9 protein-coding genes are annotated in these 11,634 nt (G+C 70.6%); 4 read left to right on the plus strand and 5 right to left on the minus strand.

What is annotated here, in order from left to right; all coding sequences use genetic code 11:
- Nucleotides 1-15: 15 nt before the first annotated feature.
- Together AB0N02_RS05230 and AB0N02_RS05235 are read left to right on the plus strand one after the other, a co-directional pair.
- Nucleotides 16-996 carry a Gfo/Idh/MocA family oxidoreductase gene (locus tag AB0N02_RS05230; protein ID WP_363942938.1) on the plus strand — a complete coding sequence of 327 codons (981 nt, stop codon included), beginning with the start codon at nucleotides 16-18 and terminating at the stop codon, nucleotides 994-996.
- Between the two features lie 87 nt (nucleotides 997-1,083).
- The gene (locus AB0N02_RS05235) at nucleotides 1,084-2,238 is read left to right on the plus strand and encodes a DUF5685 family protein (RefSeq protein ID WP_363942940.1); all 1,155 of its coding nucleotides are present in this window, start codon (nucleotides 1,084-1,086) and stop codon (nucleotides 2,236-2,238) included.
- A 174-nt stretch (nucleotides 2,239-2,412) separates the two neighbouring features.
- Here the strand turns inward: AB0N02_RS05235 and AB0N02_RS05240 are convergent, their stop codons facing one another.
- The 5 genes from AB0N02_RS05240 to AB0N02_RS05260 form a co-directional block, all read right to left on the minus strand.
- A complete protein-coding gene (locus AB0N02_RS05240) occupies nucleotides 2,413-3,027 on the minus strand; it encodes a hypothetical protein (RefSeq protein WP_363942942.1) in 615 nt (204 codons plus the stop codon).
- Between the two features lie 11 nt (nucleotides 3,028-3,038).
- Nucleotides 3,039-3,467, minus strand: a complete 429-nt coding sequence (mscL, locus tag AB0N02_RS05245; protein ID WP_363942944.1) for a large conductance mechanosensitive channel protein MscL — start codon at nucleotides 3,465-3,467, stop codon at nucleotides 3,039-3,041.
- Between the two features lie 67 nt (nucleotides 3,468-3,534).
- Nucleotides 3,535-3,735: a DUF397 domain-containing protein gene (locus tag AB0N02_RS05250; protein WP_363942946.1), complete on the minus strand. Its 201-nt coding sequence runs from the start codon at nucleotides 3,733-3,735 to the stop codon at nucleotides 3,535-3,537.
- A 256-nt stretch (nucleotides 3,736-3,991) separates the two neighbouring features.
- Complete coding sequence (locus AB0N02_RS05255; protein WP_363942948.1) at nucleotides 3,992-4,204, minus strand: DUF397 domain-containing protein; 213 nt, start codon at nucleotides 4,202-4,204, stop codon at nucleotides 3,992-3,994.
- 54 nt (nucleotides 4,205-4,258) lie between these two features.
- Entirely contained in the window at nucleotides 4,259-5,110 is an 852-nt protein-coding gene (locus tag AB0N02_RS05260; RefSeq protein ID WP_363942950.1) for a helix-turn-helix transcriptional regulator, read from the minus strand.
- Nucleotides 5,111-6,078: 968 nt separating this feature from the next.
- On the opposite strand from AB0N02_RS05260, the gene AB0N02_RS05265 reads away from it, so the two are divergent.
- Nucleotides 6,079-9,282: a BTAD domain-containing putative transcriptional regulator gene (locus AB0N02_RS05265; protein WP_363942952.1), complete on the plus strand. Its 3,204-nt coding sequence runs from the start codon at nucleotides 6,079-6,081 to the stop codon at nucleotides 9,280-9,282.
- 218 nt (nucleotides 9,283-9,500) lie between these two features.
- Nucleotides 9,501-11,606: a glycogen debranching protein GlgX gene (glgX, locus tag AB0N02_RS05270; RefSeq protein WP_363942954.1), complete on the plus strand. Its 2,106-nt coding sequence runs from the start codon at nucleotides 9,501-9,503 to the stop codon at nucleotides 11,604-11,606.
- Nucleotides 11,607-11,634: the final 28 nt, after the last annotated feature.

Raw genomic sequence — 11,634 nt, forward strand, 5'->3', positions numbered from 1 at the left:
GTGAGATGAGTCCCCATGAGCACTATCAAATGGGGCATTCTGGCGACCGGTGGGATCGCCGCCACCTTCACCGAGGACCTGAGGCTCCTGCCCGACGCCGAGGTGGTGGCGGTCGGGTCCAGGGCGCGGGAGACGGCCGGGGCGTTCGCCGACCGGTACGGCATCCCCCGCGCCCACGGCTCCTGGGCCGAGCTGGCGGCCGACGAGGACGTGGACATCGTCTACGTCGCCAACACCCAGAACGCCCACCGCGAGGCGGTGCTCACCTGCCTGAAGGCGGGCAAGGCCGTCCTGTGCGAGAAGGCGTTCACGCTGAACGCGGCCGAGGCGGCCGAACTGGTCGACGTCGCCGCCGAGCACGGGCTGTTCCTCATGGAGGCCATGTGGATGCGCTGCAACCCGGCCATCCGCAGGATCGTCGAGCTGCTCGGCGAGGGCGCCGTCGGCCCGGTCGAGGCCGTGCACGCGGACTTCGGGATCTCCGTCTCCGTCGGTCCCGGCCACCGGCTCCGCGACCCGGCGCAGGGCGGGGGAGCCCTGCTCGACCTGGGCGTCTACCCGATCTCCTTCGCCAATCTCGTGCTTGGCGCCCCGGAGAGGGTCCAGTCGTGGGCGCGGCTGACCCCCGAGGGCGTGGACGAGAACACCGGCGTACTGCTCGGCCACCCCGGCGGCGCGGTCGCCCTGCTCTCCTGCGGCATGACCACCGACGGCCCGGTCACCGCCTCGATCTCCGGCAGGCTCGGCCGGATCGAGATCCCCCACCTGTTCTTCCGGCCCAGCACCTTCACCCTGCACCGCACGGGCGCCGAACCGGAGACCTTCCACGTTCCCTACGAGGGGACCGGAATGGTGCACGAGGCCGCCGAGGCGATGCGCTGCCTGCGCGAGGGCCTGCTGGAGAGCCCGCTCGTGCCGTGGCGATCCACCCTTGAGGTGATGCGCGTCATGGACGAGGTGCGAGGGCAGATCGGAGTCCGCTTCCCCGGTGAGTGACCGGTTTCCCGGCGGGTGACCAGGGCTGTTGCGGACGGCGGCCGGTGGCGGAACCCTTGGCGGCAGCCGTACGACAAAAGGGAACAGATGTTTGGGATTGTCCGTCCGTGTCGCCATGGGATGTGCAGCGGGCTGTTCAAGGAGTGGATGGCGCACCTGTGCGGGCTCTGTCTGGCGCTGAGGGACGAGCACGGCCACGCCTCCCGGCTGGTGACCAACTACGACGGCCTGCTGGTCTCGGTGCTGACCGAGGCGCAGGCGGTCGAGTCCTCCCCGCACCGCAGGGCGGCGGCGTGCGCCCTGCGCGGGTTCAAGGGCGCGGACGTCGTCGAGGCCGAGGGGGTGCGGCTGGCGGCGTCGGTCTCCCTGATCCTGGCCGCGGGCAAGATCAGGGACCACGTCGCAGACGGTGACGGCCTCTACGCGCGCAGGCCGGTCGCGGCCGTCGCCGAGCGGGTCGCCGCCCGCTGGTCGGCCGCGGGCTCCGGTACGGCGGTCGCCGTCGGGTTCGATCCGGACGTCCTGGTCCGGGCGGTCGAGGAGCAGACCCGCCTCGAAGGCGTCCCCGGGCTGCGCCTGCTGGAGCTCACCGCCCCCACGGAGGCCGCGGTCGCCGCCGCCTTCGGGCACACCGCGCTGCTCGCGGAAAAGCCGCACAACCGGGAGACCCTTGAGGAGGCGGGCCGTCACTTCGGCCGCCTGGCCCACCTCCTCGACGCGGTCGAGGACCTGGCCGAGGACCGCGCCACCGGCGCCTACAACCCGCTGGTCGCCTCCGGCACCGACCTGGCCGCCGCCCGGCGGCACTGCGACGACGCGCTGCTCGGCCTGCGGCTGGCGGTCGCCGAACTCGACCTGGAACGGCGGAACCTGGTCAGGGCGCTGCTGGTCAAGGAGATCGGCCGCTCCGTCACCCGCGTCTTCGACATGGCCGCGGCCGCCGCCGAGACGGAGCCGGGAACCAAACGGAGGAAGCCCAAGTCGCCGTCCCGCGACCCACGGCTCAAGCCGGACCCGGGCGGCCTGCTGTCGGTGATGTGCGCCGCGGCGACGTGCTGCACCTGCGGCCTGTACCGGGCCCCGTGGGACGAGGAGCGGTACAGGTCATGCAGCGAACGGTGCGACGCCAGCGGCTGTGACGCCTGCGGCAACTGCGGTGACTGCTCCAACTGCTGTGACTGCTGTAACTGCGGAGGTGACGGCGGTTGCTGTGACTGCAACTGCGACTGCGGCTGCAGCTGACGCGGTGACCGCTCGCCCGCGGTGTGCTCGTGATCGCGCGGGTGCCGGGGGGCGAGGCGAGGCCGGGTGACGCCGGTGAGCGGTACGTGACGCGGTGGGCAGACGGCCCCTGGCGGGCGCTGTGAGCGTTCTCCGGGGCGGTGGGAGTGGGAACCGGGGTCAGGGGAAGGGGTGTCAGACCTGACGCCACTCGTGGCGTTCCAGGAACGTGCGGTGGCCCGTGGCGTACTCGCCGAAGGCCTCCTGGACCGCCTCGATGCCGGGGACGTGGCAGCGGAGCATCAGGTCCCGCACGCTGTCCTTGTACTCCAGCTCGTATCCCGAGATCTCCGGCGAGGTCTGGACGAAGTGCTCACCGAAGACGACCAGCGCCGTGAACGGGTTCTGCGGCGACATGGTGGCCACCGCGTCGGTGACGAGCCGCAGGTCGGGGTCGACGACGATCATTCCGTCGCCGGTGCGCAGCTGCATGCCCGGATAGGCTCCCAGCGGCGCCAGGTTGTGCACCAGCCGCCGTTGCGGGTCGTAGCAGACCAGCCCGCACCGGCGGGCCAGCGCGAAGGCCTCGCCGGACACCTCGTCCGACCGCTCCAGGTCCACGGTGACCAGCGCGTGGGCGGGCGAGACCGGCTCGGCCTCGGGCAGCAGGGCGGCGAACTCCGCAACCCCGGGGCAGGGAACGGCGGCCCCGGCCTCTCCCGCGCGGAGCGCCCGGAAGACGCTCTCCGCGCGTTCCCTGCTTATCGGCTCAGGCTCGTACCAGACGGCCAGTTCGAAGTTCGTCTCCACGTCTTACGGTCTCACAGGGCGGGCTCCTCCGCGGCCACGACCGGGGACAGCACCGCGGTGCAGAAGGCGCAGCGGCTGGCCTCGACGGGGATGTCGCTGATGCACTCGGGGCACTTCTTCTCGGTGGCCTGCTTGTTCCTGTCGAAGAAGGAGATGAGCCGGCTCATCGGCAGGACGACCAGCCAGTAGATGACCGAGGCGATGATCAGGAAGCTCAGCAGCTGGTTGACGAAATCGCCGTACATGAACTTGGCGCCGTTGATCGTGAACACATACTGGGAGAAGTCCGGCTGGCTGCCCCCGGTGATCGCCGCGATCAGCGGGGTGATGAGGTCCTTGACCAGGGCCTGCACCAGACCGCTGAAAGTCGCGCCGATCACCACCGCCACGGCGAGCTCGACGAGGTTTCCCCTCATCAGGAACTTCTTGAAACCGCTCATCCTGCCTGTCCTCCGCGTCGTGTGGACGCAGAGCCTATCGTGAAGCCCGGCCGGTAAGAAGCCCAGCTCAGAGGTCGAACTCCCCGTTCTTCGCGGCGGCGATGAACGCCCTCCACTCCTCGAGGGTGAACGACAGGACGGGGCCGTCTCCGTGGTCCTTGCCGTCGCGCACGCCGACCCGGCCGTGTTCCGCGGCGACCTCGACGCAGTTGCCGTTGTTGCACCCCGACCGCCAGGTGGCCCCGTCGAACCGCGAGCCGTCGTCCATGCGTTTCCTCCCGGAAAGATTGACGACTCTTCGCAGCAGAGCGCCGCGTCAGGGGAATTGTAGTCCATTCCCGCGCCGCCGGCCCGTGCTTTCCGCTGTGGCCGCTGGGCGGGGAGTGCCCGGTGTGACGCCGGAAATCAATTCCGCGGGCCGCGCGAGAAAGAGAGCGAACCGCCGGGACAGAAAAACGGCACCGCCGGGGTTCTCCCTCGGTGCCGTTCGATGCCATGTCGCTCCCCTTTTTGAGGGGCGGTTTCTACAGGCCGAGACTTCCGTCCTTGATGCCGTTCACGAAGTCCCGGAATTCGGCGACCGTGAACTCCAGCACCGGTCCACTCCTGTGCTTGCCGTCACGCACGCCCACGCCTCCGCCGGGAAGCGCGGCGACCTCGACGCAGGAGCCGTTGTTGCACCGGCTTGACACCCGCCACTCAAGAGTGGAGAAATCGGCAGGGTTGGAAGACGTCATCGTCTCTCCGTGAGAATTTGTCGGGATGGTTTCCTGCATGGCAGGGCGCGCCGGTCAGGTCGCGAACCTGTCGCATGCCCTCGCGATGTGGACCGCCGACTCCTGTGGGCTCAGCGCCACCGCGCGAAGATGGTTGAGCGTCTCCCTGAAACGCTCAAGTTCTTTGGCCTTCTCCAGGTAGAAGCTACCCATCAGGGTATCGAGATAGACCGTGTCGCCGATCGTCGGATCGGAGAACTCCAGTAAATTGAAAGCAGTGTCGAACCCCATGTGCGCGCCGATGGTAAAAGGAATCACCTGGATGGTCACATGAGGGAGTTCGGAGACCTTTCCGAGATGCTCCAGTTGCTTTCTCATGACGGCGGCCCCGCCCACGTGGCGGTGCAGCACCGACTCGTCGAGGAGAACCCAGTAATTGGGCGGCTGGGGCCCGTGCAGGCGTTCCTGGCGCCGCAGGCGGTAGGCGACCCGCTCCTCGAGGATTTCGGAGCTCATTCGCGGGAGATATCCCTTGATGATCGCTCGGGCGTAGTCCTCGGTCTGGAGGAGACCGGGAACGGTCGTCGTCTCGTACTCGGAGATCGAGGTCGCGTCGATCTCCAGGCCGAGGAACGCCCGGAAGTCGACGTCCTCCGTCTCCTGCCACCACACCTGCTGCTTGGCCTCCCGGGCCAGGGTCATCAGGGCGTCGATCTGCGTCTGGTCGGTCATCCCGTAGTAGAGGCAGAGATCACGCACGTCCCGGGGGAGCGCGCCGCGCTGCGCGGTCTCGATGCGGCTGATCTTCGCCGGTGAGCATTCGAGGTGCTCGGCGGCGTCCCTGATGCTCCTGCCCGCCTGTTCGCGGAGCTCCCGCAGACGGCCGGCGAGTTGTCGGCGGCGCAGAGTGGGGTTGGTTCCGGCCATCGCGCTCACCTTCTTCTGTTGACGAAGCAGGCGGCTGCCGCTTCACATCCGGGAGTCTTCCCAGGTCATGGGGACGGTACAAGCAAACGACAACATCATATGGCAATCTCGGAAGGTAACCGCCAGAGGTACATTCCTGTGGCAATTGCCAAAGGTAGCCGTCAATGGCACAAGCCAGGGTAAAAGTGAAGAGGGGGTCCTACCGGGACGAACCTTCAAGGAGGTGACGATCCTTGAGACATGACATGCAGGTCCGGATCGGCGGCCGGACCGCTATGACAAGCCTACTGATCATTTACCTGCGTGCGCTAGACGGCTGGATCTTCGGGGAGCCGGATTCGTTCGCCTGGGTGCAGGAGTGGCAGATCGGCAGGGGCCGGTTGCTGCGGCGCAGTTACCGGGACGCCAGGTTCGCCGCCCTGCTGGAGTGCGGATTGTGTCACGGCGAAGGTAGGGCCGGCTGCCCGGGCTCAGCGACCCCGCCGACCCCGCCGACTCCGCCGACCCCGGCGGCCCCAATGACCCCACCGGCCCCGGTGGCCCCAATGACCCCACCGGCCCCGGCGGTCACGGCGGCTTCCGGTCGCGAAACCGGTTCCGGTTCGGAGAGAGGATGCTCGCTGTGTGACGGCACCGGGCGGATCGACCGCCTGTGGCTGTGGGAGCGGCGCTGACCCGTGAGCCGATCGGGAACGCCCACCGGGCCGCGCGCCGCTCACCGGCGCCGCCCCGCCACGTCCCACCGCTCGCCGTACCGGCGCCGTGAGCACCCCCGGGCGGGGTGAGGGGGGTTGGGCGCGCAGCCCCTGCCGGCCGGTGGTGTCGTTCGCGGTGGCGGGAGTTGGAGAGCGGTGGCGGGAGTGGGAGAGGGGAGGTCGACGGGGATTCGGGAGTGGGAGAGGGGGAGGGCGGTCGCGGCACGGGCCGGAACGGCTAACATCTGCCGAGTTCGTGAACGAGGTGGCCGGATGGACTTTCGTGTGCTGGGGCCGGTCGGTGTGATCGCCGACGACGGGGTACCGCTGGACGTCGGGCCCTACCAGCAACGGGCCGTACTGGCCCTGTGCATGCTCGCCGCGCCCCGTCCGGTCGGGCCGAACCGGATGATGGACGCCCTCTGGGAGGACAGGCCGCCGCCCAGGGCGGCCAACGCCGTTCAGGCCTACATCTCCAAGCTGCGCCGCGTCCTCGAACCCGGCAGGAGACGGCAGGTGCCGCCCACGATCCTGGTCAGCAGACCGGGCGGGTACGCCCTTGAGGTCCCCGAGGGCGCGCTCGACCTGGCCAGGGTGCGCGGCCACGCGGCCGAGGGCAGGCGGCTGGCCGCGGCGGGCGACCACGAGGCCGCCGGCGGACTCCTCCGGCTGGCGCTGGAGGAGTGGCGCGGGGAGCCGCTCGCGGACTTCGCGGGCGCCCGGTGGGCCGAGGAGGAGATCGCCCACCTGACCGAACTGCGGCTGGCCCTGGGAGAGGACGTCGCGGAGAACGATCTCGCGCTCGGCCTCGGGGCCTCGCGCGTCGGCGAGCTGGCGCAGCTGGTCGCGGCCCACCCGTTCAGGGAGCGCCTGCGCGTGCTCGGCGCCCACGCCCTCTACCAGGCGGGGCGGCAGGCCGACGCGCTGGCCGTGCTCGCCGAGGGACGCAGGCTGCTGGTCGAGGAACTGGGCCTGGACCCCGACCCCCGCTCCAGGGAGATGGAACGGCGCATCCTCGACCAGGACCCCGCCCTCGTCCCCCGGGAGACCGTGACGCTCGCGCGCGGGTCCCGGCTGGTCGGCAGGGACGCCGAGACCGAGGCGCTGGAGGCGGCGATCGCCGCCGACGGCCACCGGGTGGTACTGCTGGCCGGGGAGCCGGGCATCGGCAAGACCAGCCTCGCCGAGCAGGCGGCCGAGACCGCCCGCGCCCTGGGGCGGCGGGTGGTGTGGGGCCGCTGCTGGGACGGCACCGGCGCGCCGCCCTTCTGGCCGTGGACGCAGGCCGTACAGGATCTGGCGGGCGGGGACGGCGGACTCGCCAGGCTCGCGGGAAGCGGGCGCTTCCAGCTCTACGAGGCCTTCGCCCGGCTGCTCAACGGGCACGGCCGTGTCCTGGTGGTGCTCGACGACCTCCAGTGGGCGGACGCCTCGTCGCTGCGGCTGCTGGAGTTCCTCGCCTCGACCCGGCTCTGCCCGGGGCTGACCGTGGTCGCGACCTACCGCGACACCGACGTGCGTCCCGGCGGGGCGCTGGAGCAGGCGCTCGGCGCGCTGCTGCGGCTGCCGCACGTGCGGCGGCTCCTGCTGCGGGGCCTCGGGGAGGAGGAGATCCGCGAGTATCTCGGCCGGGCGGGCGCCGACCCGGACCGCGCCGCGGAGATGGGCAGGCTGACCGCGGGCAACCCGTTCTTCATGGGGGAGGTCCTGCAGCTCGGCGAGACCCCCGAGGGACTGTCCGACGTCGTGCGCGGCCGGATGGCGGACCTGCCGCCGGAGACCGAGGAGGTGCTGACCGTCGCGGCGCTGCTCGGCAGGGACGCCGAGACGGACCTGCTGGTCCAGGTGGCCGGGCTGCCGGAGGAACGGGTGCTGGACATCGTCGACGCCGCGGTCCGGGCCCGGCTGCTGACCGAGGGCGAGGGCCTCGCCTGCCGCTTCGTCCACGACATCGTCCGTGACGCGCTGCGCGAGGCGCTGCCGCCGCTGCGCCGCAGACGGCTGCACGCCCGCATCGCCGAGGTGCTGGAGGCGCGGAGCGGGACCCGGCTCACCGAGATCGCCCACCACTACCGTGAGAGCCTGCTCACCGCCAGGATGGCGGGCAAGGCCATCGGCTACACCCGGCGCGCCGCGGCCCAGGCCACGGCGCAGTTCGCCCACGAGGACGCGGTCGAGAACCTGGAGCAGGCGCTCGCGCTGGTCGACCGGCTGCCCCGCTCCGACGACGCGCTCCGCTGCGACCTGCTCCTCGACCTGGCGGAGGCCCAGGCCGCGGCGGGGATGAGCGTCGCGGCCCACGCCTCCCTGGAGGCCGCCGCGGAGATCGCCGAGGGGCTCGGTGACGACAACCGGCTGGCCAGGGCGGCGCTCGGCTTCTCCGACCCGATCTCCCTGGCCATGTACGAGGAGACGACCGGCATCGGCAGGCTCGCCGAGCGCATCGACAGGGTCCTCGCCTCCGGTCTGGCCGAGGGGTCGCCGTGGCGGGCCCAGCTGCTCGCCGCCGCGGCGATGACCGGTTCGACGGTCAGGCCCGTCGAGGAGAGCGCGGCGATGGCAGGGGAGGCCGTACGGCTGGCCCGGCGCACCGGCGACGACAGGACCTTGGCCCGGGCGTTGATCGTCCAGGAGCTGCTGTCCAGGACCGACCACGACCACGACCGCAGGCAGGCGGTCATCGACGAGATCACCGAGATCGGCCGCAGGACCGGCGACCTGGCCACCGAGTGGATCGGCCGGGAGACCGCCTACGTCGAGCTGACCGCGCAGGGCAGGACGGAACGGGCCCCGGAGCTGCTGGACTGGCTCACCGAGACCGCGGACCGGCTCAGGCTGCCCTCGATGGTGAGCCTGGCGGCCTGGCAGCGCGCGGTCCACGCCTACCTGGGCGGACGTATCACCGAGGCGCTCGCCGCGGCCGACGCGTCCGCGGCGGCCTACCCCGAGGGGGTGCTGGGCCGGGACGACGCCGAACTGCGGCGCGGGGTCTTCCGGTTCCTCGCGCTGAGGGCGCGGGGCGCGGCCGACGAGGCGCTCGCGGTGGCCGGGGAGATGCTCGACCGGCGCCCGGGGCAGCGGCCCTGGCAGATCCTGCGCTGCCTGGCCCTGATCGACCTGGGCAGGGCGGGGGAGGCGCGTGCCGTCTTCGCCGACCTCGCCGGTGACGGCTTCGCGGCCGTCGGCCCCGACCTGCCGTACCGGTTCGTGCCGGACGCCCTCAGCGAGATCTGCGCCGCGCTCGGCGAGACGGCCGCCGGACGGATCCTGTACCGGCTGCTCGCGCCGAACGCGGGCCGGTTGCTCGGCTGGTCGGTGACGGACCTGTGCCTGGGACGGCTCGCCCTGCTGGAGGGCGACGCCGGGCGTGCCTCGGCCCACCTGCGGGCGGCGGAGGAGTTCGTCGGACGCGCGGGGCTGGCCCGGTACGAGCCCGCGCTGCGGGAGCTGACCGGCCGGTGCGCGCCCGCCCGCTGAGGGCCGCCGGACCCGGCCTGTGAGGAGGGCGCGCGAATCGCCGGGCGAGATCCTGTCCTCCCGCCGGAGAGCAGGGAATACTCCCATGTCACCTGGCATCTCGCCGCCGGAGCGGTCAATGTCCGTATGTGGGGCCACGTTCACGATGGCAAAGGTGGGCATGCGTGCATGACGGGGAGAACGTGGGGCATGTTCTCCCACCGCTGAAGGGCGGTGCAATGATCGAGATCTGGCCTGGTGACCCCTATCCCCTCGGGGCCACCTACGACGGCGCGGGGACCAACTTCGCGCTTTTCACCGAGGCCGCGGAGCGGGTCGAGCTGTGCCTGTTCGACGAGGACAACCGGGAGACGAGGGTTCCCTTCACCGAGTGCGAGGGGTACGTCTGGCACGGATACCTGCCGGGCATCGGCCCGGGGCAGCGCTACGGCTACCGCGTGCACGGCCCCTACGACCCGGCGCGGGGGCTGCGGTGCAACCCCGCCAAGCTCCTGCTCGACCCCTACGCCAAGGCGGTCGAGGGAGACGTGAGGTGGGACGAGGCGGTGTACGGCTACCGCTTCGGGCAGCCGGACAGCCGCAACGACGCCGACTCCGCCCCGTTCGTCCCCCGCTCCATCGTGATCAACCCGTTCTTCGGGTGGGGACACGACCGTCCGCCCGCGACGCCGTACCACGACACGGTCATCTACGAGGCGCATGTCAAGGGCCTGACCGTGAACCACCCGAAGATCCCCGAACGGATCCGCGGCACCTACGCGGCCATCGGCCACCCGGAGATCATCGACCATCTGACGGGGCTCGGGGTGACGGCGATCGAGCTGATGCCGGTGCACCAGTTCGTCGTCGACCAGGTCCTGACCGAGCGGGGCCTGACGAACTACTGGGGTTACAACAGCATCGGGTTCTTCGCCCCGCACAACGCCTATTCGAGCACCGGCCAGCGCGGCGGGCAGGTGCTGGAGTTCAAGGCCATGGTCAAGGCGCTGCACGAGGCGAACATCGAGGTCATCCTCGACGTCGTCTACAACCACACGGCGGAGGGCAACCACCTGGGGCCGACGCTGAGCATGCGGGGGATCGACAACCCCGGCTACTACCGGCTGGTCGACGACGACAAGCAGTACTACATGGACACCACCGGGACCGGCAACAGCCTGCTCATGCGCTCCCCGCACGTGCTTCAGCTGATCATGGACTCGCTCCGCTACTGGGTCATCGAGATGCACGTGGACGGGTTCCGGTTCGACCTGGCGGCCACGCTGGCGCGGGAGCTGCACGAGGTCGACCGGCTGAGCGCCTTCTTCGACCTGGTGCAGCAGGACCCGGTGCTGTCGCAGGTCAAGCTCATCGCCGAGCCGTGGGACGTCGGCCCCGGCGGCTACCAGGTCGGCAACTTCCCCGCCCGGTGGACCGAGTGGAACGGCATGTACCGCGACACGATCCGCGACCTGTGGCGGGGGGAACCGGCCTCCCTGCCGGAGTTCGCCTCCCGGCTGACCGGTTCGAGCGACCTGTACCAGGACGACAGCCGCAGGCCCGCCGCCTCGATCAACTTCGTCACCTGCCACGACGGGTTCACCCTGCAGGACCTGGTCTCCTACAACGGCAAGCACAACGAGGCCAACGGCGAGAACAACCGGGACGGGACCGACGACAACCGTTCCTGGAACTGCGGCGCCGAGGGGCCTGCCTCGCTCGCGATCGAGTCGCTGCGCGAGCAGCAGAAGCGCAACTTCCTGACCACGCTGTTCCTGTCCCAGGGCGTACCGATGATCTCCCACGGAGACGAGCTGGGCCGCACGCAGCGGGGCAACAACAACGTCTACTGCCAGGACAACGAGCTGAGCTGGGTCGACTGGTCCGACATCAGGGAGAACTGGCTGCTGCTGGAGTTCACCCGGCGCCTGGCCAGGCTCCGCGCCGACCACCCGGTCTTCCGCAGGCGCCGGTTCTTCTACGGCCGCCCGGTACGGGGCTCGGGCGACAACCTCAGCGACATCGCCTGGTTCACCCCCCAGGGGGAGCGGATGACCGACGCCGACTGGAACGTGGGCTACGCCAAGTCGCTGGCGGTCTTCCTGAACGGCGAGGCCATCACCGAACCCGACCGCAGGGGGCGGCAGATCGTCGACGACTCGTTCCTGCTGCTGTTCAACGCCCACAACGACGTCATCGAATTCACCATCCCGAAGGACTACGGCGAGATGTGGCTGACGGAGATCGACACCGCGATGCCGATCACGGTGGACACCCGGCTGTGCCGGGCGGGCGAGAAGGTTCCGGTGGTCGGACGGTCGGTGAGGGTGTTGCGACGTGTCTGAGAGGTCTGAGGGGTCCGTGTCTGAGGGG

It is taken from the genome of Streptosporangium sp. NPDC051022 (assembly GCF_040683035.1).
Taxonomy (GTDB): domain Bacteria; phylum Actinomycetota; class Actinomycetes; order Streptosporangiales; family Streptosporangiaceae; genus Streptosporangium.